The 21,769-nt window shown below is 68.9% G+C and carries 24 protein-coding genes and 1 riboswitch; of the genes, 17 read left to right on the top strand and 7 right to left on the bottom strand.

Going from position 1 to position 21,769, the window contains the following annotated elements:
• Positions 1-161: 161 nt before the first annotated feature.
• A complete protein-coding gene (locus GGR25_RS24170; protein ID WP_183401468.1) occupies positions 162-1,355 on the top strand; it encodes a coiled-coil domain-containing protein in 1,194 nt (397 codons plus the stop codon).
• Between the two features lie 33 nt (positions 1,356-1,388).
• Here the strand turns inward: GGR25_RS24170 and GGR25_RS24165 are convergent, their stop codons facing one another.
• Positions 1,389-2,396 (bottom strand): NAD-dependent epimerase/dehydratase family protein, encoded by a 1,008-nt coding sequence (locus GGR25_RS24165; RefSeq protein WP_183401467.1) that lies wholly within the window; start codon positions 2,394-2,396, stop codon positions 1,389-1,391.
• A 95-nt stretch (positions 2,397-2,491) separates the two neighbouring features.
• On the opposite strand from GGR25_RS24165, the gene GGR25_RS24160 reads away from it, so the two are divergent.
• Positions 2,492-3,391 carry a LysR family transcriptional regulator gene (locus GGR25_RS24160; RefSeq protein WP_183401466.1) on the top strand — a complete coding sequence of 300 codons (900 nt, stop codon included), beginning with the start codon at positions 2,492-2,494 and terminating at the stop codon, positions 3,389-3,391.
• Between the two features lie 43 nt (positions 3,392-3,434).
• Positions 3,435-3,740 carry a putative quinol monooxygenase gene (locus GGR25_RS24155; protein WP_183401465.1) on the top strand — a complete coding sequence of 102 codons (306 nt, stop codon included), beginning with the start codon at positions 3,435-3,437 and terminating at the stop codon, positions 3,738-3,740.
• Between the two features lie 184 nt (positions 3,741-3,924).
• Here the strand turns inward: GGR25_RS24155 and GGR25_RS24150 are convergent, their stop codons facing one another.
• Both GGR25_RS24150 and GGR25_RS24145 read right to left on the bottom strand, forming a co-directional pair.
• A complete protein-coding gene (locus GGR25_RS24150; RefSeq protein ID WP_183401464.1) occupies positions 3,925-4,077 on the bottom strand; it encodes a DUF1127 domain-containing protein in 153 nt (50 codons plus the stop codon).
• A gap of 187 nt (positions 4,078-4,264) precedes the next feature.
• Positions 4,265-4,675: a DUF2000 domain-containing protein gene (locus GGR25_RS24145; protein ID WP_183401463.1), complete on the bottom strand. Its 411-nt coding sequence runs from the start codon at positions 4,673-4,675 to the stop codon at positions 4,265-4,267.
• A gap of 53 nt (positions 4,676-4,728) precedes the next feature.
• Here GGR25_RS24145 and GGR25_RS24140 point away from each other — a divergent pair, with 53 nt between their 5' ends.
• Entirely contained in the window at positions 4,729-5,544 is an 816-nt protein-coding gene (locus GGR25_RS24140) for an AraC family transcriptional regulator (RefSeq protein WP_183401462.1), read from the top strand.
• A gap of 55 nt (positions 5,545-5,599) precedes the next feature.
• Here GGR25_RS24140 and GGR25_RS24135 read toward each other — a convergent pair whose 3' ends face one another.
• Positions 5,600-6,001 (bottom strand): DUF1398 domain-containing protein, encoded by a 402-nt coding sequence (locus tag GGR25_RS24135; RefSeq protein ID WP_183401461.1) that lies wholly within the window; start codon positions 5,999-6,001, stop codon positions 5,600-5,602.
• Positions 6,002-6,032: 31 nt separating this feature from the next.
• A complete protein-coding gene (locus GGR25_RS24130; RefSeq protein WP_343068162.1) occupies positions 6,033-6,383 on the bottom strand; it encodes a MarR family winged helix-turn-helix transcriptional regulator in 351 nt (116 codons plus the stop codon).
• A gap of 416 nt (positions 6,384-6,799) precedes the next feature.
• Here GGR25_RS24130 and GGR25_RS24125 point away from each other — a divergent pair, with 416 nt between their 5' ends.
• The 4 genes from GGR25_RS24125 (at position 6,800) to GGR25_RS24110 (ending at position 9,319) form a co-directional block, all read left to right on the top strand.
• Positions 6,800-7,012, top strand: a complete 213-nt coding sequence (locus GGR25_RS24125; protein WP_183401483.1) for a ParD-like family protein — start codon at positions 6,800-6,802, stop codon at positions 7,010-7,012.
• Positions 7,009-7,776, top strand: a complete 768-nt coding sequence (gene map, locus GGR25_RS24120; RefSeq protein WP_183401459.1) for a type I methionyl aminopeptidase — start codon at positions 7,009-7,011, stop codon at positions 7,774-7,776. Before GGR25_RS24125 ends, map begins: the two co-directional genes overlap by 4 nt.
• Before the next feature lie 68 nt (positions 7,777-7,844).
• On the top strand, positions 7,845-8,765 hold the full coding sequence (yegS, locus tag GGR25_RS24115) for a lipid kinase YegS (protein WP_183401458.1): 921 nt from the start codon (positions 7,845-7,847) through the stop codon (positions 8,763-8,765).
• 11 nt (positions 8,766-8,776) lie between these two features.
• A complete protein-coding gene (locus GGR25_RS24110; protein WP_183401457.1) occupies positions 8,777-9,319 on the top strand; it encodes a gluconokinase in 543 nt (180 codons plus the stop codon).
• Positions 9,320-9,479: 160 nt separating this feature from the next.
• Here GGR25_RS24110 and GGR25_RS24105 read toward each other — a convergent pair whose 3' ends face one another.
• Positions 9,480-9,866: an SgcJ/EcaC family oxidoreductase gene (locus GGR25_RS24105; RefSeq protein WP_183401456.1), complete on the bottom strand. Its 387-nt coding sequence runs from the start codon at positions 9,864-9,866 to the stop codon at positions 9,480-9,482.
• Between the two features lie 160 nt (positions 9,867-10,026).
• Here GGR25_RS24105 and GGR25_RS24100 point away from each other — a divergent pair, with 160 nt between their 5' ends.
• The 6 genes from GGR25_RS24100 to GGR25_RS24075 all read left to right on the top strand — a co-directional run bounded on the left by GGR25_RS24100 (position 10,027) and on the right by GGR25_RS24075 (position 15,984).
• A complete protein-coding gene (locus GGR25_RS24100; protein WP_210300101.1) occupies positions 10,027-10,419 on the top strand; it encodes a hypothetical protein in 393 nt (130 codons plus the stop codon).
• A gap of 129 nt (positions 10,420-10,548) precedes the next feature.
• Positions 10,549-11,076, top strand: coding sequence for a YcnI family copper-binding membrane protein (locus GGR25_RS24095; RefSeq protein WP_183401454.1), 528 nt, complete (start codon positions 10,549-10,551; stop codon positions 11,074-11,076).
• A gap of 60 nt (positions 11,077-11,136) precedes the next feature.
• Positions 11,137-12,765, top strand: coding sequence for a copper resistance CopC/CopD family protein (locus GGR25_RS24090; RefSeq protein ID WP_246410306.1), 1,629 nt, complete (start codon positions 11,137-11,139; stop codon positions 12,763-12,765).
• Positions 12,766-12,835: 70 nt separating this feature from the next.
• A riboswitch (cobalamin riboswitch) is annotated at positions 12,836-13,065 on the top strand.
• 36 nt (positions 13,066-13,101) lie between these two features.
• Entirely contained in the window at positions 13,102-13,779 is a 678-nt protein-coding gene (locus GGR25_RS24085) for an energy-coupling factor ABC transporter permease (protein WP_183401453.1), read from the top strand.
• A gap of 128 nt (positions 13,780-13,907) precedes the next feature.
• On the top strand, positions 13,908-14,378 hold the full coding sequence (locus tag GGR25_RS24080) for a Cif family virulence factor (protein ID WP_183401452.1): 471 nt from the start codon (positions 13,908-13,910) through the stop codon (positions 14,376-14,378).
• A 22-nt stretch (positions 14,379-14,400) separates the two neighbouring features.
• Positions 14,401-15,984 (top strand): gamma-glutamyltransferase family protein, encoded by a 1,584-nt coding sequence (locus tag GGR25_RS24075; RefSeq protein WP_183401451.1) that lies wholly within the window; start codon positions 14,401-14,403, stop codon positions 15,982-15,984.
• On the opposite strand, the gene GGR25_RS24070 is transcribed toward GGR25_RS24075, so the two are convergent.
• Positions 15,966-16,805 (bottom strand): IclR family transcriptional regulator, encoded by an 840-nt coding sequence (locus GGR25_RS24070; RefSeq protein WP_183401450.1) that lies wholly within the window; start codon positions 16,803-16,805, stop codon positions 15,966-15,968. The two genes, GGR25_RS24075 and GGR25_RS24070, sit on opposite strands and share 19 nt — an antisense overlap.
• 117 nt (positions 16,806-16,922) lie before the next feature.
• Here GGR25_RS24070 and GGR25_RS24065 point away from each other — a divergent pair, with 117 nt between their 5' ends.
• The 3 genes from GGR25_RS24065 (at position 16,923) to GGR25_RS24055 (ending at position 21,763) form a co-directional block, all read left to right on the top strand.
• The gene (locus GGR25_RS24065; RefSeq protein WP_183401449.1) at positions 16,923-17,603 is read left to right on the top strand and encodes an RraA family protein; all 681 of its coding nucleotides are present in this window, start codon (positions 16,923-16,925) and stop codon (positions 17,601-17,603) included.
• Positions 17,604-18,008: 405 nt separating this feature from the next.
• A complete protein-coding gene (locus GGR25_RS24060; protein ID WP_380147631.1) occupies positions 18,009-18,914 on the top strand; it encodes a dihydrodipicolinate synthase family protein in 906 nt (301 codons plus the stop codon).
• On the top strand, positions 18,911-21,763 hold the full coding sequence (locus tag GGR25_RS24055) for an FAD-dependent oxidoreductase (RefSeq protein ID WP_183401447.1): 2,853 nt from the start codon (positions 18,911-18,913) through the stop codon (positions 21,761-21,763). Before GGR25_RS24060 ends, GGR25_RS24055 begins: the two co-directional genes overlap by 4 nt.
• Positions 21,764-21,769: the final 6 nt, after the last annotated feature.

The raw sequence follows: 21,769 nt of genomic DNA, 5'->3' as shown, positions 1-21,769 counted from the left end.
GCCGGCATGATGGTGCGAGGACAGGTCTCGGGCACCCGATTCGCGCCGCTTGTCGCTGGACTCGCGGCGGCCAAGAGTGTCATTTGCTTGAGGATTGAGCGGCGGGGGCGCCCCTTGGCCCCGCCCGCGTTGGTGCGCGGGCCGAATGAGGGAGTTTGGCGTTGATCGAAGCCACGATGTTTTATGCGCTGGGGCTGCTGACCGCATGCATCCTCGCGCTCGTCGTCGCTCCCCCTCTGTGGCGGCGCGCCGTCCGCCTCAACCGCCGCTCGATCGAAGAGACGATGCCGATGACCTGGGCCGAGATCCAGGCGGAGAAGGATCAGATCCGCGCGGCCTTCGCCGTCTCCACCCGCCGTCTCGACGTGACGATCGAGAAGCTGGAAAATCAGGTCACGGAGCAGCTGATCGATATCAACCGCAAGCGCGAGATCATCTCCCATCTGACGGCGGAAGGTTCGATGTCGGCGGAGGACATGATCGCCCTCGAACAGGAACGCGACCGGCTCCGCAACGAGGTTGCGGCCCAGAAGGACGCGATCGCCGAAGCGGCGAAGGCGGCCGGCGCGCAGGAAAAGCGCATGGCCGCGCTGCAGCAGACGCTGGACGAGGTGCAGGGCAAGCTCGATGCGATCGTCTCGGAACGCGAGACGCAGCGCATGGAGATCGTCGCCCGCGATACGGAACTCGACAATCTCCGCGACTCGGTCGCCGCCGTGAAGACGACCACGACCGTCGAGGAAGTCGCGCGCGCCGGGTTGGAAACGGAATTGTCGCAGCTTCGAACCAGCCTCGCGCTGGAAAAGCGCAAGCTCGCCGACACGGAGGCGCTGGTCGCCGAGGCCGAGGCGCGCCGCGTCGGGACATTGGCGGAAATCGCGGCCCGCGACGCCGAGATCGCCGGCGTGCGCGACGATCTGGCGGAGGCCAGAACCAAGATCGAGGGGCTGTCGCTGCGTCTGGTCGAGGCCGAGGCTGCCGGCATGACGCTGCTGGCCGTCGAGGAGAGCAAGGCCGAGCTCGAAGCCCGCCTCGCCCATATGGGGACGGTGAATGCCCGTCTCGAAACCGACCTCGCCGAACTCCGCGCCGCAAGCGCCAAGGCGAGCGAGGAAGAGACCGCCCTGCTCCGCAGCAAGCTGATCGATATCGGCACGGCCGTCGCCCGCCTCGCAGCGAAGGGCGAGGCCTCGAACCTCGTCGCCATCGTCCCGGACGAGGCGGCGAAGCCGAAGCCGGCCCAGGCGACGGACGAGCCCGGCGCCAACGAGGATCAAGCAGGAGACGAGCCGTCCGCGCCGATCAGCCTCGCCGAGCGGATCCGCGCCCTGCAGCACGCCGGCGGCGGCCTCTAGCGTTTTCGTGGCGTCCCGGCCCGGGGCCGGTCGCTAGGCGCCGCGAGCGACGGCCGCTCCGGTGTTGCGATGCGCCTCATCGAGGCAGCCGAGGCCTTCGAGCGTGGCAATCAGCGCCTGATCGAGCGGGGTATGCGGCTCGGCGCCCAGGAAGGCGACCAGCCGGCGATTGTCCAGTTCCAGCGTCTCCTGCCAGAGATAACGCATCTCCAGCACTTCGCGCATCGTCTCGACGAAGGGCGCGGCGACATAGACAACCGGCCACGGAAAGCCGCGGATCGGCAGGTCCGGCCGGCCGCAGACCTTGCGCACCGCCTCGGCGATTTCGACGCCGCGCGCAAAATAGTGGCCCCCGAAGTGGAAACGCGCGAAGCGGGGCAGATCGTCCGACCGCTCGATCAGCCGCACGAAGGTCTCCGCAAGGTCCGGCAGATAGGCCCAGGCATGGCCGACATCGCGACGCCCGGGATAGGTCAGCGCGCGCACCGGCCGGCCCGGCTTGACGATCCCCTGCCCGAACCAGCTGTTGCCGACGCTGGGACCGAAGAAATCGCCGGCCCTCAGGATGAGCACGGGCGTCCCGCCGGCCGCGGCCTGTTCGAGTCGCGCCTCCATGGCGACGCGGATCCGGCCCTTGCGCGTCCGCGGGTTCTGCGGTGCATCCTCGCCGACGCGCGGAAAGGTCTCCGGGCCGAAATTATAGACCGTGCCGGGAAAGACGACCCGCGCGCCATTCACCTTTGCGGCCGCGATCGTGTTCTCCAACATGGGCAGCGCGAGGCCCGCCCAGTTGCGGTAGCCGGGGGGATTGGCGCCGTGGAAGATCAGCTCCGCCCCGATCGCGGCCTTGCGTACATCCTCGGCATTCATCGCATCGCCCTGAACCCAGTCGATCGCGATGTCGCTCCGCCGCTGCCGCGCAGCTGCGGGATCGCGGTGCAGCCCGCGAACCGTCCAGCCGCGCGCTGCCAGCGTCCGCGCCATTTCTCCGCCGATGCCGCCAGTTGCGCCGATAACCAGCGCCGTCCGTTCAGTCGTCATGATCAGTCCCTCTCGATTGTCACAAGAGAGATGCGCCTTCATGCGTGCAAACAAAATTCTTGATCTTCGTATGATCGTTATACGAAAATACACGAATGTCGCCAGACTGGGATCATATCCGCTCGCTGCTCGCCGTGCTCGACGAGGGCAGCCTCTCCGCCGCCGCGCGCCGGCTCGGCCTGACGCAGCCGACCATCGGCCGCCATATCGATGATCTCGAACGCCAACTCGGCGCGGCCTTGTTCACGCGCAGCCCCTCCGGCCTCGAACCCACCGAGACGGCCCGCGCGCTGCGCCCCCAGGCGGAGGCCATGGCGGCGGCTGCCGAATCGCTGGTACGCGTCGCCAGTGCCTCGTCCGGCGAGGCACGCGGCACGGTGCGCCTCACCGCCAGCGAGATCATCGGCGTCGAGGTCCTGCCGCCGATTTTGGCCGAATTCAGCGAACTTCACCCCGATATTGCCGTGGAACTGGTCGTCTCCAACCGCAACGAGGATCTGCTGCGCCGTGACTGCGACATGGCGGTGCGCATGGTCGCGCCGACTCAGGCGGCGCTGATCCAGAAGCGAATCGGCGCGATCGATATCGGATTCCATGCCCATCCCGACTATCTCGACCGGCACGGAACGCCGGGGAGCCTCGATACCCTGGCCGAGCACCGCCTGATCGGCTTCGACGTCGAGACGCCCTTCATCAAGTCGTTGCAAAAGCGGGGCTATGTACCGCCGCGCGAAGCCTTCGGGCTGCGGAGCGACAGCGACCTGGCGCAGCTCGCCGCGATCCGTGCGGGCTGGGGAATCGGCGCCTGCCAGACCGGATTGGCCCGGCGCGCGCCGAAGCTCGTCCGCATTCTCGCGCACGAATTCAGCCTGTCGCTCGAATGCTGGCTCGCCATGCACGAGGATTTGCGCGGCGTGCGGCGCATGCGGCTGCTGTTCGACCACATGGCCGAACAACTTTCAGCGTACATCGCCAGTCAGAACCTTCCCGCATGACGCGAGGATGCTAGACTCATCCTCCCCACAGGAGAGAATGAGCATGCCCAAGATCGCCATCATCGTCGACTACGACATCATCGACGGCAAGGAAGCCGAGTTCACCGCGCTCATCCACGAGCACGCCCGGCTGACGCTTTCGGAGGAGGCGGGCTGCCTGCGATTCGAGGTGGTGAAGCCGATCGAGAGGAACGGAACGCCGATCCCCGGCAAGCTCATGCTGACCGAGCTCTATGCCGACGAGACGGCGCTCGGCGTGCACGAGAACAATCCGCGCATGCCTTCGGTGCGGGCCGCGACGGCACCGCTGCTCAAGTCGATGAAGCTGACGATCGGGACGCAGGACTGAGGCGTCGCCCGGACGCCGCCATTGGCGACGGGCACGGCTCCAAACTGCAGACAAAAGAAAACGCCCGTCGGGGAGGAGGTCGACGGGCGTTTCTTTTGAGGGCGCTCAGCGAGGGAGGAGGTTCGCTTTGCGCCGTATCGCGGGGACGAGGGAGGAGGTTCGTCCCGGCGAATTCTTGAAATTCTCAGTATCCGACGGAGCGGCGAGCCACGTTGGTGATGTCGCCACGAGCAATGCCGAGATCAGCGAGCTCGCGGTTGGTCAGCCGGTTGAGCTCATTGCAGGTCTGGCGGTACTTGAGCCAGCTCTTGTAGGAAGCAATGATGCCGTTGGCCATGGTGGTCGTCCTTCAATCCGTCTTCGAAGCGCCGGTTTGTTTCCTTGCCGCGTTTCGATGATTGGAAGGTAGGAGATCCGATCGGACATGTGCACTGGCAAAAATGGAATAGCAGCCCTGCGTATGATGCAGAGCAACATGGCAGTGCATGCCGATTTTGCGACGCACAATCGCCGCATTCCGACGGTCAGCCGAGACGCTTCAGCCCGTTGATGACCTTGTCGACGATCTTGCGCTCGCCATGCAGGCCGAGCCCGACCAGATCGAGCGCCGCAGCCGGGGTTGCGGCCACTTCGGCGCGGTTGTCGGCGTCGTGGGTGGTCTCGAACAGCGGCCGCGTAAAGATCGCGAAGCGCAGATCCCGCGAGACGGCGCGCTCATAAGTGCGCCGCATCGTGTCCGGCTCGGCGCCGAAGACGAAGACCGGCTCGCGGATGAGCGCGGTATAGGCGCGTCCCTCCGCATCGGCATAGGGCTCGCCGGCCATTTCGGGGAAGGCCTGGACGAGGCCGCCGGCGAGGAAGGCGGCGACATTGACCTTCTGCCAGGTCGGCAGGTCGGTCGCGAGGACGATGGCGGTTTTGGTGGCGTAGATCATGGCCGGGAGACTAGGATCGCCGAAGGCCCCGGTCTTGAACGTTTGTGCAGGCGATGGACGGCGACTTCATCCGCATCGATGCGCCCGAAGGCGGCGTCCAGAGGCTGGTCGCCGGCTTCCACGGCCACGCCTATGACCCGCATCGGCACGAGACCTATGCGATCGGCGTGACGCGGGCCGGCGCACAGGGCTTTCGCTATCGCGGCACCGGCCGGGTGAGCCATGCCGGACAGATCATGGTCCTGCACCCCGACGAGATGCATGACGGTCGCTCCGAGGCTGCCGAGGGCTTCGTCTACCATATGGTCTATATCGAGCCGGCGCTGGTGGCCGCGGCCGGCGGGATCGGCGGCCCCCTCCCCTTCGTGCCGGATGCCGTGCTGCGCGACGCCGCGATCACCACCCTCCTCGCCGAAATCTACGAGTCCTTCCCGGCGCCGCTCGAACCGCTGGAGCGCGACGCCTTCGTTGCCCGGCTCGCCGAACTGCTCCGTGCCCGCAGCGATTCGCACGCGCCCGAACGCGCGCGCGATCCCATCGCCAGCACGCGGCTGGCGCGCGTCATGGCCTTCATCCGCGAGTGCCACGCCGATCCGATCGTCTCGGAGGATCTGGAGCGCGTCGCAGGCCTCGACCGCTTCGAGATCGCGCGCCAGTTCCGCCGCGTGAACGGCACCTCGCCGCACCGCTACCTGATCGGCCGCCGGCTCGAGGCGGCGCGCGCGCGCATTCTGGACGGAGAGCCGCTGGCCGCGGTCGCGAACCGCACGGGCTTCGCCGACCAGAGCCACATGACGCGCCATTTCAAGGCGCGCTTCGGCATGACGCCGGGCCGCTTCGCCGCGCTCGCGGCGTCCGACGGCCGTTGAGAGCGTAACCCGAGATGGATCCGCTCCGCCGGCATCGGCCCGTCCGGATCTCTGCCTAGTTCGGAAAATGCTCGGTATGGGTCTCGCCGGAGCGGCCGAAATAGAGCACGCGTCGCCCGGAGATGGACACCAGATAGCCCGCGCATCCCGCGGCAGCGACCTTGTCGCAGAAGCCGACATAGCTGTAGCCGGCAAGCTGCTGCTGCGCCTCGCGGATGGCCTCCCGCACCCTGGCCGCATCGAAGAGCAAAGCAACGGGCACGGCGGACGCATGCATCGGCAGATCGGCGCTGTCGCCGTCCGGCAGGTAATAGGTCGTGGCCGCGCGGCGGAAGTCCACGAGATAGCCGTCGAAGCCGGCCTGCATCAGTTGCCCCACGACGGCCGGGAAAGTCATCGTCCCGCCCACTGCACCATCGAGACATGCGCGCGCCAGCGCGACCATGCGCTCGTCCATGTTGTTGCTCCCTGTTGGGTCCGTACGAAAATCAGTCGGTCGGCATCGCCGACAGGCCGCCGCGCTCGATCAGCAGCCGCAGCAGAGCCTCCAGATCGGCACGCTGGCCTGCAGAGAGGGGGCCGAAGAATTCCGCATCGTTGCGGTCCGCCAGTGCCGCCAGCACGGGCACCAGCCGAACGCCCTCGGCCGTCAGCGACAGGGTCTGGGCGCGACCGTCTCGGGGATCGGCCGTTCGCACGACAAGTCCCTTGCCAATCAGCCGCTCGGCCAGACGCGTGATGGCCCCACGCGTCATGCGCATCGTCTCGGCCACCCGGCTCGGCGGCATCGGATCGCGGCCATGCAGCGTCCGCAGCATGACCCATTCGGCGACGGTCACACCCTCCCCCGCGAGCTTGGCCGCAAAGGCATGGGACACATGATTGGAAACAGCGCGAAGCCAGAAACCGAGATGGCTCGAAAGCTCCGATGGCGGTCCTGCGTCCTGCATCACGCCCCCCTGGCGTCCATAAGGCGAATTATTTGATTGCCTAGTCAACTATATCCGTTTTGTTGCCTAGTCAACTATCGTCTTGTCGACAGGGCATGAGCCTGTTTCGGGATGCATCGGCGCCACCATCGGGCGCCCGCCCTCGCCGGGATCGAGTCATGGCGAGGCTTTCTTTGCGGCGTGCCTCGGCGCGGACAGGCGCGGGCGGAAAGCGGCCGACCGACATCGGCGGCTTGCCAAGTCGGCCGGACGGTCGCTATACGATCCGTATATGGTTCATATGCGATCCGCATGGAGAGAGCACGATGGGTATCGTCAGCATCGAGGACGACCTGCACGATCAGGTGCGCCGGGCGAGCCGGGTGTCGTTCCGGTCGATCAACGCGCAGGCGGCCTACTGGCTCAAGATCGGCATGCTCTGCGAGCTCAACCCGACCCTGAGCTTCGCCGAGATCATCGAACGCGAATTCAGCTCCGCCGGCGTTTCGGCGCCCTCGCTGGCCCCGATCGACGCATGACCAAGCAGCCTGCAGAACTGGCACTGCTGGCCGAATCCGGCCGCCTGCTCGCCTCCGTCTTCGCGCTGCTGGATCGGACGCCGCTTGCCGGCCTGTCGACGCTCGCGGTCGACGAGCTGGTGGAACGCTTCATCGTCGATGAGCTCGAGGCGCGGCCCGCGAGCAAGGGGCAATATGGCTATGGCTTCGTGCTGAATGCGTCGGTGAACGACGTCGTCTGCCACGGCGTCCCGTCGCGATCCGTCGTGCTTCGCGACGGCGACATCGTCAATTTCGACATCACGCTCGAAAAGAACGGCTACATCGCCGATTCCAGCAAAACCTATCTCGTCGGCGCGGTGAACCCGGCCGCCAAGCGGCTGGTGCAGGCGACCTATGAAGCGATGTGGCAGGGCATCCGCGCGGTCCGCCCCGGCGCGCATTTGGGCGATATCGGCTTTGCGATCGAACGGCACGCCAAGCGAAACGGCTATTCCGTCGTGCGCGAATATTGCGGCCACGGCATCGGGCGATCCATGCACGAGGAGCCGCAGATCCTGCATTTCGGCAAGCCCGGAACCGGCCTCACGCTGCGCGAGAGCATGGTGTTCACCATCGAGCCCATGCTCAATCGCGGCCGGCGGAGCGTGAAGACCGAGGCGGATGGCTGGACGGTCGTGACGCGGGACGGATCGCTCTCCGCCCAGTTCGAGCACACGGTCGCCGTCACCGCCTCCGGCGTCGCCGTGCTGACGCTGCGCCCCGACGAACGGGCACCGGCCTGAGCGGCGCCCGCCCCCCTTGAGCGCCGCCGCGTTCTCCCCTCCTATGGCCGGGAACATGGAGGGAATCGATGCGGCTGAGGCTGATCCTGCACGGCAAGGCGGCAGGCGATGCGCGGGTGCGCGCCGCGATCACGGCCGTCCGCGGCGACCGGCATGAGGTCGAGGTCCGCGTGACCTATGAGGCCGGCGATGCGACGCGCTTCGCCCGCGAGGCCACCGAGGCCGAGGGGCTGGACGCGATCGTGGCGGGCGGCGGCGACGGCACGGTCAACGAGGTGTTCGCGGCCGCCTTCCTCGCCAACCCGCCGCCGGGCCTGTCCTTCGGCGTGCTGCCGCTGGGCACGGCCAATGATTTCGCGCATTCGACGGGCATTCCGGTCGACGACCTGACCGCGGCGCTCCGCCTCGTCACGACCACGCCCGCCGTGCCGATCGATGTCGGTCTCCTGAACGGGCGCCCCTTCGTCAATCTCGTCTCGGGCGGCTTCGGCTCGCGCGTCACCGTCGAGACCGATCCGGATCTGAAGCGCCGGCTCGGCGGCTTCGCCTATGTCGTGACCGGCGTCGCGCGCTTCGCCGAGATCGCGTCCAGTCGCGGCCTGTTCCGAGCCGAGAATTTCGAATGGGAAGGCTCGTTCCTGGCGCTCGCCATCGGCAATGGCCGGCAGGCCGGCGGCGGCATCCCGCTCTGCCCGGCGGCGCGCCTCGACGATGGCGCGCTCGACCTGATGATCCTGCCGGACGTTCCGCCCGAGGCGCGCTTCGACGTGTTCACGCAGCTGCTGAGCCAAGGCGCGGCGGCGATCCAGAACCTTCAGGTGACGACGCGGAGTACCTGGATCGAGTATCATTCCGACGAGGATCTCTACGTCAATCTCGACGGCGAGCCGATCCGCACGCGCAAGTTCCGCGCCGAATGCCGCCCGCGCGCGCTGCCCGTGCATCTCGGGCAGCGTGATCTCCTTTGCGACCCCGCCGTCCCCGGATAGAGCCCGAACCCATGTCCGAAACGTCCCCCGTCCTGAAGCGCAACCTCATCGTCATGGGCGTCTCCGGCTCCGGCAAGACGACGGCCGGCGAGACCCTCGCCCGCCATTTCGGCGCGCCCTTCATCGAGGGCGACGCGCTGCATCCGGCGTCGAACGTCGCCAAGATGGCGGCCGGCACGCCGCTGACCGACGCGGACCGCCTGCCCTGGCTGGAAAAGATCGCCGAGCGGCTCGCCGAGGCCGATGACGGCCCGAATGGTGTGGTCGCCGCGTGCTCGTCGCTGAAGCGGACCTATCGCCGCATCCTGACCGCGAAGACGAAGCGTCGGACGAGCTTCGTCTTCCTCGACGGCTCGCGCGCTCTGCTCGCCCAGCGCATGGCGACGCGCAAGGGCCACTTCATGCCGGCCTCGCTGCTCGACAGCCAGCTCGCGACGCTGGAGAAACCCGGCGCCGACGAAGACGTCATCCGCATCGACCTCGACGGCGACATCGACGCGGAACTCGCCAGCGCGATCGCACGGATCGAGGCCGAGGACGCGGAGATCGCCTAGCGGCGGGCCGAATCGCTCTTCACCTCTCCCAGAGGGAGAGGTCGGACCGCAGGTCCGGGTGAGGGGTTACGGCCTCATCCGGAGAATTCCCTAACCCCTCACCCGCCGGCTGCGCCGTCGACCTCTCCCTCCGGGAGAGGTGAAGGCCTATCATCCCCCTTCACGCTCCGGTGCGGGGCGAGCCGTGGTGCTGCGCGATGCGCCAGTTGCCGCCGCTGCGCACCAGCAGCCATGTCATGCGATAGGGCATCGGCGCGTCGCCATCGACGAATTCGACATGGCCGGCCGTGCTCGCGACATCGGGCGTGATCATGGCGACGCGCGGCAGCGGATAGGCGACCACGCGCACGTTTGGACCGCGCCCCGAGAAATAGGTGCGGATCCGGTCGCGCCCGATCTGGAGTTCGTCGACCGAGCCGAACAGCACGGCATCCTTTTCATAGAGCGCCATATGCGCGTCGAGATCGCGGCTGTTGAAGGCGGCGATCCATTGCTCGAGCAGGCTTTCGATGGTTGGCGTGTTGGCGCTGATCGACGTCGTTGACATGGCATCCTCCCGTTTTTTCGCGAGCGTGCACGGCCCCGCATCGGCCGGCAAGCCCCCGATGCGCAGAAGCCCCGTTGGAGAAGTTGAGCCCGTCGTTCAGCATGGTCAAAGCGCGCGCGGGGTGCTAGTCGAGGACAGGGTTAGGAGACGGGGGACGGCCTTGAGGACCTGGCGGGCGAACGGCCGCGGGAGCTGGATGGCGCTGGTGGCGGCCTATGTGCTGCTGATCCAGGCGCTTTTTGGCGCCTTCGCGATCGGCGCGAGCGCGGGGCCCCTCATCGACCAGCCCGGCAGCGCCGTCCTCTGCGCCCCGCTCGGCGCGGAACCGGCTCCCGACGGCACGCCGCTGGCTCCCGGCCATCATTTGCCCGATTGCTGCCTGACCGGCTGCATGATGTTCGGCGCGGCCATCCTCCCGCCGCTCGGCGCCGGCGGCATCTTCGTCCCGGCCGAGATCGATGCCGCGCCGGCGCGCCCGGCCGCCATCGTCCTTTCCGTGCCGCCCCGGCGCGGGACGCCCATCCATCCGAGAGCTCCACCGGCCACGGCCTGAACCGCCGCGCCCCGCGCGCGCAGGACGACAGACCGATCCGGCGTCGTGCCCGGCCGAAGAGCCGCGCGCATGCGCCGGTCATGCCGGCCGCATCCATGCTGGCCGGCCCCCAAGCTCAAGGATTTCATCATGAAGACGATCAAGACGCTGCTTTTCGCCGCCACCGCCCTCGCGCTCGGCACGGCCGCCGCCTCGGCGCATGTGACGCTCGAAACGCAGGAAGCGCCGGTTCCCTCGACCTATAAGGCGGTGTTCCGCGTCGGACATGGCTGCGAGGGCAAGCCGACCATCAAGATCCGCGTCCAGATCCCGGAAGGCGTCATCGCGGTCAAGCCGCAGCCCAAGCCGGGCTGGACGATCGAGAAGGTCAAGGCCCCCTACGCCAAGTCCTATGACTATTACGGCACGCCGACGAGCGAGGGCGTGAAGGAGATCGTGTGGAGCGGCGGCAGCCTCGCCGACGACGAATATGACGAGTTCGTCCTCCGCGCCTATCTGACCGGCGATCTGAAGCCCGACACGGTGCTCTATTTCCCGGTCGTGCAGGAATGCCCGGATGGCGCGGCCGAGCGCTGGATCGAGATCCCGGCTGCCGGCAAGAGCGCCGACGACTACGAGACGCCCGCCCCGGGCGTGAAGCTCGTCCCGAAGAAGTAGTCGCTCGCCATTACGGGGCGCGCCGATCAGGCGCGCCCCTCTTCCCGGCCGGAGATGACCATGCGCCGCACCCCATTGCCGGCTTCTGCCCGGTGGCAGCCCCTTGCTGTCCTGATGCTCGTCCTCACCGCGACCGCGCTGCTGCTCGGCCTCGGCAGCCAGGCCCATGCCCATGCCGCGCTGGTCGATATCCAGCCGGCCGACGGCGCCGTGGTCGCCCATGCGCCGCAGGGCTTTTCGCTCAGTTTCAGCGAGCCGACATCGCCGCTCGTCCTGAAGCTCGTCCGTCCGGATGGATCGAGCACCGTGCTCGACCGCTACACGCTCCGCGACGCGACGCTCGACATCATTGCGCCCGCGGATCTCGGCACCGGCACCCATGTGCTGACCTGGCGCGTCATCTCCGAAGACGGGCACCCGGTCGGCGGCTCGTCGATCTTCTCGATCGGCGCACCGAGCGCCGGCGGCCTGGTCGCGCCGCAGGAGGCCGTCGACTGGCCGCTGCGCATCGCGATCTGGGCCGCGCGCACGCTGCTCTATGCCGGGCTGTTCATCGGCGTCGGCGGCGTCTTCTTCACGAGCTTCGTCGGCGGCGGCACACGGCCGGTCCAGCGCACGCACGCTGTGCTGATGCTCGCCGGCCTTGCGGCTGTCCTCCTCTCCGTCGGCCTGCAAGGCCTCGATGCGCTCGACCTGCCGCTCGGCTCGCTCGTCGCGGCGCTGCCATGGAAGACCGGGCTTGCGACCAGCTACGGGCTGACAGCGGAAATCGCGGCCGCCTCGCTCGTCGCCGGTCTCGCAGCACTGGCGGTCCCGCGCCAGATTGGCCGGCTCCTCACCGTTCTGGCCTTCATCGGCATCGGCCTCGCGCTTTCGGCGAGCGGCCATGCGAGCGCCGCCCATCCGCAATGGCTCACGCGCCCGGCCGTCTTCCTGCACGCCGTCGGCATCGCCTTCTGGGCCGGCGCGCTGCTGCCACTCGGGGTCGCCTTCGCCAGCCGCACGAGCGACGCCACACCGATGCTGCGCCGCTTCTCGCGCCTCATCCCGGTCGCGCTGCTGCCGCTCGTCGCCGCCGGGCTGCTCCTCGCCGCGATCCAGCTCGCGAGCCCTTCGGCGCTGTGGACGACCGCCTATGGCCGCGTGCTGCTCGCCAAGCTCGTGCTGCTCGCCGCCCTCTTCGCGCTCGCCGCCCTCAATCGCTTCCGCCTGACCGGGCCGGCGGAGGCAGGCGACGGCGTCGCGGCGGGCCGGCTGGCGCGCTCCATCCGCGTCGAGATCATTCTGGTCCTGGCGATCTTCGCCGTCGCGGCGGCCTGGCGTTTCACCCCGCCGCCGCGCGCGCTCGCCGAGGCGGCCGCCCGCCCCGCGGAACTGCACATCCACACCGAGAAGGCGATGGCGGAGGTGACCGTCAAGCCCGGCCATGTCGGTCCCGTCTCGGTCGGGATCGTCATCATGACCGGCGATTTCGGCCCGCTCGACGCCAAGGGGCTGACGCTGGTCGTCTCCAATCCGGCGGCCGGCATCGAGCCGATCCGCCGGACCGCGACCAAGGGCGCGGACGCCGTCTGGCGCGTGGGCAAGCTCGACCTGCCGCTGCCCGGCCGCTGGCAGATCCGCCTCGACATCCTCGTCTCGGATTTCGAGCTGGTGAAGATCGAAGACGCGATCGACATCCGGCCATGAAGGCGGAACGCTCTGGAGGTCACGGTGCACAAAGGGCAGTGCTTTGCTTGACAGGCGCCGTCCGGTATCGGCTCCTGTCGGCGTGCATGGTGTCCTGCGGCGCGGCGACGCGCCGAGGGATTAAACGGGAACGGGGAAGGACCATTTCGGTCCGAAGCCCCGACCGCCCCCGCGACTGTGAGCGGCGAGCGTCCATCCGATGCGCCACTGGAACGGCCCGTAAAAAGGGTTCGCTCCGGGAAGGCGGATGGCGCGCTGTGACCCGCGAGTCAGGAGACCGGCCAGGCACGAAGATGCAACCAAAATCCGTCGGGTGAGACGGCAAAGGAGACTTCCATGCATATCGAACCGGGCCTCGTATCGCCCGACAAGATCTGGCTGAGCTATGTGACCGGCGCGGCCGCAGCCGGCTACGGCCTCAAGCTGGCCGCCGACGCCGTGCGCGAGCGCGGCCTCGTCTCTCTGGTGACGCGCAGCGCACTCGCCACCGCGCTCGTGTTCTCGTTCTTCGAGATCCTGCCGCATGTTCCGGTCGGCGTCTCCGAGGTGCATCTTATCCTCGGCTCGACGCTGTTCCTGATCCTCGGCGTCGCGCCGGCGGCGATCGGCCTCGCGCTCGGCCTGCTGGTCCAGGGCCTGTTCTTCGCGCCCTTCGACCTGCCGCAATACGGCATGAACGTCACGACGCTGCTCGTGCCGCTGTTCGGCCTCTCGCTGCTGGCGACCAAGGTCATCGCGGCGGGCACGCCCTATGTCGAACTGAAATACCGCCAGGCGCTGGCGCTCTCGGCGACCTATCAGGCAGGCATCGTCGCCTGGGTGGCATTCTGGGCCTTCTACGGCCAGGGCTTCACCGCCGAGAACACGGCGGCGATCACCACCTTCGGCGGCGCCTATCTGCTCGTCATCCTGGTCGAGCCGCTCGTCGATCTCGCCGTGCTGGCCGCGGCCAAGACGCTCAACGGCCTCAAGGGCAGCTTCCTGGTCGAGCGCCGCCTGTTCGAGCACGCGTAACCCGCCTTCCGGCGGAGGGCCGATGCCCTCCGCCGATCACCCCGCTGCGGCCCCGACACTGGACGTGAAGCCGCAAACCCCGGATGCTGCACTGCACCGGAAATGACACGCCTTCAGGAGAGACGAGGATGACGACCCAGCACGTTGCGGGAACCAAGGTTCATGACGAGGACCTCGCGCTCGTCCGCGACTGGTTCACCGAGCTTGCCGGCTATGTCCGCGCCGTCGATTTCGCTCCGGCGCGCAAGCTCATGACCGAGGATCTCGTGATCTTCGGCACGATCAAGGATTTCGTGGAGAGCCAGCCCGAGGCCGAGGCGAACCAGTGGCGCCATGTCTGGCCCTCGATCGACGATTTCGTCTTCCGCGACGATATCCGCGCCTTCGTCTCGCCGGACCGGCTGTTCGCGGTCGGCCTCGCGATCTTCGATTCGACCGGCTACGACAAGGAAGGCGGCACCTTCTCGCGGCCCGGCCGCGCGACCATCTCGTTCGTGCGCGCCAAGGTCGGCGATCCCTTCGTCGCCAACCACACCCATATGTCGCTCTTCCCCGGAACGCCGCCGCTTTCCTACGCCAAGAAGCCGTCGAAGAGCTGACCCAGCGAGGATTGAGCCGACCATGGACGTCTCCCTGCCCTACGCCTCGCAGCGCTCGCCGGTCCTCGGCGACAACATGGTCGCGACCTCGCAGCCGCTCGCCGCGCAGGCCGGCCTCGCCATGCTGGCGCAGGGCGGCAACGCCATCGACGCCGCGATCGCGACCGCGATGGCGCTCACCGTCGTCGAGCCGACCGGCTGCGGCCTCGGCAGCGATGCCTTCGCGATCCTGTGGGACGGCGAGGAACTGCACGGGCTGAACGCCTCCGGCCGCGCGCCTGCGGCCTGGACGGCCGAGCGCTTCGCCGGCGGCAAGATGCCCGAGCGCGGCTGGGAGAGCGTGACTGTGCCGGGCGCCGTCTCGGCCTGGATCGCGCTGTGGCGCCGCTTCGGCTCGCTGCCGCTCGCGACGATCGCCGCGCCCGCTATTGGCTATGCCCGCAACGGCTTTCCCGTCTCGCCGATCATCGCCGTGCTCTGGGACAAGGCGGCGCAACTGCTCGCCCGCGAGCCCGGTTTCGCCGAAGCCTTCCTGCCCGAGGGCCGCGCCCCGCGCGCCGGTGAGCGCTTCCGCCTGCCCGCGCTCGCGGCGAGCCTCGAGGCGATCGTCGAGACCGAAGGCGAGAGCTTCTATCGCGGCGCGCTGGCCGAGACGATCGCCGCGCATGCTGATGCGCATGGCGGCGCGCTCGGCGCCGAGGATCTCGGTACGCATGGCGCCGACTGGGTCGGCACCATCGCCATTCCCTTCGCCGGCGCGACCGTCCACGAGATCCCGCCGAACGGCCAGGGCATCGTGACGCTGATGTCGCTCGGCATGCTGGAGCGCGTCGGCATCGGCGACGCGCCGGTCGACGATCCGCGCACGCTCCATCTCGCCATCGAGGCGACCAAGCTCGCGCTCGCCGATGCGGCACGCCATGTTGCCGACGCCGACCACATGGCGTTCCCGCATGGCGACCTGCTGGACGACGGCTATCTGACCGAACGGGCGAAACAGGTGCATCGCAGCCGCGCCGGCGATCCCGGCCACGGCACGCCCAAGCCCGGCGGCACGGTCTATCTCGCCGCCGCCGACGCGGCCGGGCGGATGGTCTCGTTCATCCAGTCCAACTATATGGGCTTCGGCTCGGGCGTCGTCGTGCCCGGCACCGGCATCAGCCTGCAGAACCGCGGTGCGGGCTTCTCGCTCGAGGCCGGCCATGCCAATCGCGTGGCGCCCAAGAAGCGCCCGTTCCACACCATCATCCCCGGCTTCGCGCTCGACGCCGCCGGGCAGCCGCTCTCGGCCTTCGGCGTCATGGGCGGGCCGATGCAGGCGCAGGGCCATACCCAGATGATGCTGCGCATGCTCGCCTATGGCCAGAACCCGCAAGCCGCTGCCGATGCGCCGCGCTGGCGCGTGATCGGCGGGCGCAAGGTCGCCGTCGAGGCAAGCTTCGATCCCGCGCTCGCCGAGGCGCTGCGCGGCATGGGGCACGAAATCGTCGTCGAGCCGCCGGACGCCGTCTTCGCTTTCGGCGGCGCGCAGATCATCTCCCGCCTCGGCGACAGCTATGTCGCCGGCTCCGACCCGCGCAAGGACGGTCAGGCCGTCGCGTTCTGACGCCGCGCCCCGCGCCGGGAGGGCTCTATCTCCGCACCGGGATCGTCGGTTTCACTCCGCGCCATGCGCTGCGTGATCGCGCGGGCGGCCTCGACCACCGCCTGCGGGATGTCGAGGCCCAGGCGATCCGTCAGCCGCGCGGTCGGTACGGAGACGCTGATTGCGGCGACGGGCTGCCCGTCGCCCGCGAAGATCGGCGCCGCATAGCAGACGCAGCCGATCTCGTTCTCCTCATCGTCGATCGCGTAGCCGAAGCGCCGCGTCTCCGCGAGCGCGATATCGAGCGCCCGCCGCGTGACGAGCGTATGGGCTGTGAAGCGCTGCAGTTCCGCGTTCAGATAATCCGGCACCCGCTCGCGCGGCACGAAGGCGAGGATGGCCTTGCCGACCGCCGTACAATGGAAGCACTCGCTGTCCCCCTCTTCCGAGCGGAAGCGAAGCGGCTTCGCCGTCTCCTTGATGCGGATATAGCGAAGGCGCTTCCCGTTCGGCACGGCAAGGTTCACCGTCTCGCCGAACCGCGCGCCGAGCGCGTCGACATGGCGCTCCGCGATCGCGAGCAGCGGCCGATCCGGGCCGGCATCGCGCCCGAGCGCGGCGGCCGCCGGCCCGATCTCATAGAGCCCCGGCCGGATCATCTCGGCAAAGCCGAGCAGGACCAGCGTCTTCAGATGGCGGAACGCCGTTGTGCGGCTCGTCCCCGTCATCGCCGCGAGCTCGGCGGCAGCAAGCGGCCCGCCGGCCCGCGCCAAAGCCTCCAGGATGCGGAGCGCGGCGATCACCGGCTTGACGCCATAGCGATGAGGATCGGCATCCGCCATTTCGTGTCGTGAACCCGCCTGTTCTTGTCGGGGAACCGGATACGCCTAAGGTCGGACAGACGCAACGAAGGCGCCGGCGAACCGATCCGAACCGGCGCAGCCAATGGAGACGAGAACATGAGCGATGCGACGCGCGACGATCTGGCGGACCTCTTCGCCGGCTGCCGGGCCGAACTCTATTCGGCCGTGATCGCCGACACGCTGGACAGCTTCGGCTATCGCCGGCAGGTGCTGCCGCGCGCGCTCCGCCCGCTCGACGAGTCCCTTATCCTGTGCGGGCGCATCCGCGTCGGCGTGTTCATGCCGATCTTCCATGACGACGAGACCGTCAATGTCTACGAGAACGAGATCCGCCTGGTCGACGATCTCAAGGTCGACGACGTGCCGGTGCTCATCTGCCACGGCAATCTCGACATCGCGCCCTGGGGTGAATTGCTGACGACGCGCGCCATGCAGCTGAACGCGGCGGGCTGCGTCACGGATGGCTGCGTGCGCGATGTGGCGCGCATCCGCGCGGCGCGGTTTCCCCTCTTCTGCGGCGGCTTCAATCCGTCCGACACCAAGTATCGCGGCAAGCTGATGTGGCTCGACGTGCCCGGCAAGATCGGCAATGTCGAGATCGAAAGCGGCGACATGATCTTCGGCGATGTCGACGGCATCGTCGCCGTGCCACAGGCCATCGCGCGTCAGGTCGTCGCGGCGGCGCTCGACAAGGTCCGCGCCGAAAACAAGGTCCGCGACGCCCTGCTCTCCGGCATGTCGCTGGCAGAGGCCTTCGAAACCTTCGCCGTGCTCTGAGGGAGCGATTGCGGCTGTCTTTCGCGTTCGTTGGAGGCTTCCTCTGCGAAAGGCTGATTTTCAGGCGTCTACCCATTCTCCGGCGTCATCCCGGCGGAAGCCGGGATCCATACAGCAGAGGCTTATGACGATGGGCGCCTCAGGCTGAATGGATCCCGGCTTCCGCCGGGATGACGGCAATTTGGACCGAGGCCGAATCCATAATCTCAGGAGGCAGGCACCTTCCTTCAGCAAACGAATCCCCAACGGAACAGGCAACGACGACCCGACCCGCTGGTCCCTTTCGCCCGCATCGCCGCTCTTGTGCGGTGCGGGAAGCGGCTTGCATTCGTGTCGTATACCATGAAGTATGTTCGGTATACCGAAAGGGCGCTAAGGACGCGCTCTGGTTCAGGAGAAGACCGGATCATGACGGAACTGCGCGGCACCTATACGGTGATGGTGACGGCGTATGACGCGGCGGGATCGGTCGATCTCGGCGCGATGGCGCGCTTCACCGATTGGCAGGTGCGCGAAGGCATTCACGGTCTCATCCCGCTCGGCTCGACGGGCGAGTTCCTCTCCATGACCGCGGAGGAGCGGCGCGCGATCGCGAAATGCGTGATCGACACCGCCGCCGGCCGCGTGCCGGTGCTGATCGGCGCCGGCGCCGAGCGGACCGAGGACGTGATCGACAACTGCCGCATGGCTGCCGAGCTCGGTGCGGACGGCGTCATGATCATTCCGCCGTTCTATTCGACGCCGACCCATGACGAGCTGCTGCGCCATTATGAGCGCATCGCCGCGGCGACCGATTTGCCGATTATGCTCTACAACAATCCCGCGACGGCCAATGTCGACCTGACGCCGCCGCTGGTGGCGCGCCTCGCCGAGATCGAGCATGTCGATTACATCAAGGAATCGACGATGGACGTGACGCGCGTGCGCGACATCATCGATCTCTGCGGCGACAAGATGGGCGTGTTCGGCGGCATCATGGGCTTCGAAAGCTTCGTCAACGGCGCAATCGGCTGGGTCGCGGTCGGCTCCAACATCATGCCGGCGGCCTTCGCCCGCCTGTTCACGCTGACTGCCGACGACAAGGACTATGACGCGGCGCGGGCGCTCTATCGCGAGATCCTGCCGATCATCCGCCTCGTCGGCGGCCATCGCTATGTCTCGGCGACCAAGGCCGCGCTCGCCATCATGGGCCTTCCCATGGGCGAGCCGCGCGCCCCGCGCCTGCCGCTGCCCGAGGCCGACCGGCCGGAACTGCACGCTGCGCTGAAGGCCGTGGGGCTGATGCCGGAACGCATCCCCGCCCTCGCATGAGCGTGCGCTTCCTCTGGAACGGCCGACCGGTCGAGGCGCGTCCCGGCGACAGCATCGCCGCCGCGCTGACGGAGGCGGGCGAGCGCCAGCTCGGCGCGGACCGCGCCGGGCGCGAGCGTTCGTTGTTCTGTGGCATGGGCGTCTGCCAGGACTGCCTCGTGACCATCGACGGCGTTCCGAGCCGGCAGGCCTGCATGACGGTCGTCGCTCCGGGCATGGATGTCCGCCGGCAGGACGATGCGGCGATCGTGCCGCGGGTCCTGCCCGAGCCGCGGCCGCGGATCGCCGACGCGCAGATCGACCTCGCGATCGTCGGCGGCGGCCCGGCGGGTCTGAACGCGGCGCTCGCCGCCGCGGCGGCCGGGCTTTCGGTGCTGGTGATCGACGAGCGCGGCGAGACGGGCGGCCAATATTATAAGCCCCGCACGACCGGCTATCGCGGCGAAGCGCCGCCCGACGCGCAGCACCGGCGCGGCAGCGCGCTGCGGGCAAAGGCCGAGGCGGCCGGGATAGCGCTGCGGCTCGGCGAGATGGTGTGGTTCGCGCGGCGCGAGACGGACGGGCGCTTCGATATCCGCACCAGCGGCCCGCGCGGCATCGCGCGCATCCTCGCCCGCGCGCTCATCATCGCCACCGGCGCCTATGAGATGCCGACACCGGTGCCCGGCTGGACGCTGCCCGGCGTCATGACGATCGGCGCCGCGCAGACGCTGGTCCGCAAATATGGCACCGCGCCCCGCGGCCGAATCCTGATCGCCGGGCACGGCCCGCTCGGCCTGCAGCTCGCCGCCGAGATCACGCGGATCGGCGGCACCGTCGCGGCCGTGGCGGAGCGCGCGACGCTGGCCGATCCGCTCGCGCTCGCGCGCGCCACATTCGCCGATCCCCGCCTCGTCGCCGACGGCGTCGCCTATGCCGCCGGCCTGATGCGCCACGGCGCGCCACTGATGCGTGGCTGGGAACTCGCTGCGGTCGAGGGCGAGACGCAGGCCGAAGCCGCCATCCTCCGCCGCATCAAGGACGGGGCACGCCGCCGCATCGCCGCCGACACGATCTGCATCGGCGAAGGCTTCGCGCCGCAGACCGAGCTTGCACGGCTGCTGGACGTGCCGATGACGCTCGATCCGCGCGGCATCGCGGTGCCGGAGCGCGACCAGACTGGCGCGACGGATATCGACGGCGTCTGGATCATCGGCGATGCCGGCGGCCTCGGTGGCGCGCGGCTCGCGGAGGCGCAGGGCCTGCTCGCCGGGGAGGCGGCGGCCGCAAGGCTCGGCCGGACGCCGGCCCCCGCCCCCGGCGCGACGGAACGGCTGCACAAGGCGGCAGCCTTCCAGAAGCAGCTTTGGCGGCTCTACGACGCGCCGCCGCGCGCGGCCCCCGAGGACGAGACGGTGGTCTGCCGCTGCGAGGGCGTGCACGCCTCCGACGTGCGCGAGGCGATCGCTGCCGGCGCGCGCGATCCCGGCGCGATCAAGCGGGCGACGCGGCTCGGCATGGGGCGCTGCCAGGGGCGCTATTGCCTCGCCACCGCGATGCGCCTGCTCGCCGAGGCGGGCGAGAAGATCTCGGCCGACATGCTGTTCGCGCCGCAGCTTCCGGCGAAGCCCGTGCCCGTCGCGGCGCTCGCCGACGAGAAGGCCGAATGGAGCGGGCATCGCGAGAGCCATCCGGGCGCCCGCCCCTCTTCGCCGCGCACGGAGCCGCTCGGCGCCACGCGGGTCGACCTCGCCATCATCGGCGCCGGTATTACCGGGCTTTCCGCCGCCTTGTTCGCTGCCCAGAAGGGCGCGCGCGTCGTGGTGCTCGATCGCGGTCGCATCGCCGCCGAGGCCTCGGGCGGCAATGCCGGCAGCCTGCATCTCCAGCTCCTCTCCTGGGATTTCGGCGGCAAGGCGGTCGGCGGCGGCGATCTCCAGCTCCGCACCCTGCCGCTGCAACAGGAATCGATCGCGCTCTGGGGCGCGCTCGAAGCCGAACTGGGCGCCGATTTCGAAATGGCGGTGACGGGCGGGCTGATGGTCGCCGAAAGCCATGACCAGATCCGCTTCCTCGAGGCCAAGGCCGCGGCCGAGGCGCGGGTCGGTATCACCACCGAGGTGATCGACGCCCGGCGGATCCGGGCGATCGCGCCGTCGATATCCGAACGCATGGTCGCCGCCGCCTGGTGCCCAGGTGAGGGAAAGATCAATCCGCTCGCCGCGTCGAATGCGGTGGCAAACGCCGCACGTGCGGCGGGCGTCATCATCGAGGAATTGACGCCCGCGACCGGTCTCATGGCAGAGGGTGACGGCTACCGGATCGCGACGCCGCGCGGGACGCTTCTGGGGGATCGTGTGCTCATCGCGGCCGGCGGCTGGTCGGCGGCGTTCGGCGCCATGCTCGGCGCGCCGATCCCCGTGCGCGGCGCGCCCTTGCAGATGGTGGTGACCGAGCCGACGGCGCCGATCCTGCCCTGCCTCGTGGCCCATGCCGACCGTCACCTCACCATGAAGCAGACCGCCGATTCCACGATCCTGATCGGCGGGGCCTGGACTGCGCGCACCAGCGCGGCGGGCCAGCCGCTGGTGCTGCCGGAGAGCCTCGAAGGCAATGTCTGGGTGGCGGCACGCACCGTTCCGGCGGTCTCGGGCCTTCGCGTCGTGCGCAGCTGGGCCGCGATGAACATCGACATCGACGGTGCGCCGCTGATCGGCGCCCTGCCCGGCCATCCCCGCGTCACCGTCGCGGCCACGGCAAACGGCTTCACGCTCGGACCGCTGATGGGCCGCGAGGCCGCGCATCTCGCGCTCGGCGGCAATACGCGCGACGGTCTGGAGGCGTTCGGCTTCGCCCGCTTCGGGGCGTGAGGACGG

The sequence above is a fragment of the Kaistia hirudinis genome (assembly GCF_014196455.1).
Lineage (GTDB): Bacteria > Pseudomonadota > Alphaproteobacteria > Rhizobiales > Kaistiaceae > Kaistia > Kaistia hirudinis.
Note: the sequence above shows the minus strand (reverse complement) of the source record. Positions and strands in the feature narration are given on the sequence as shown.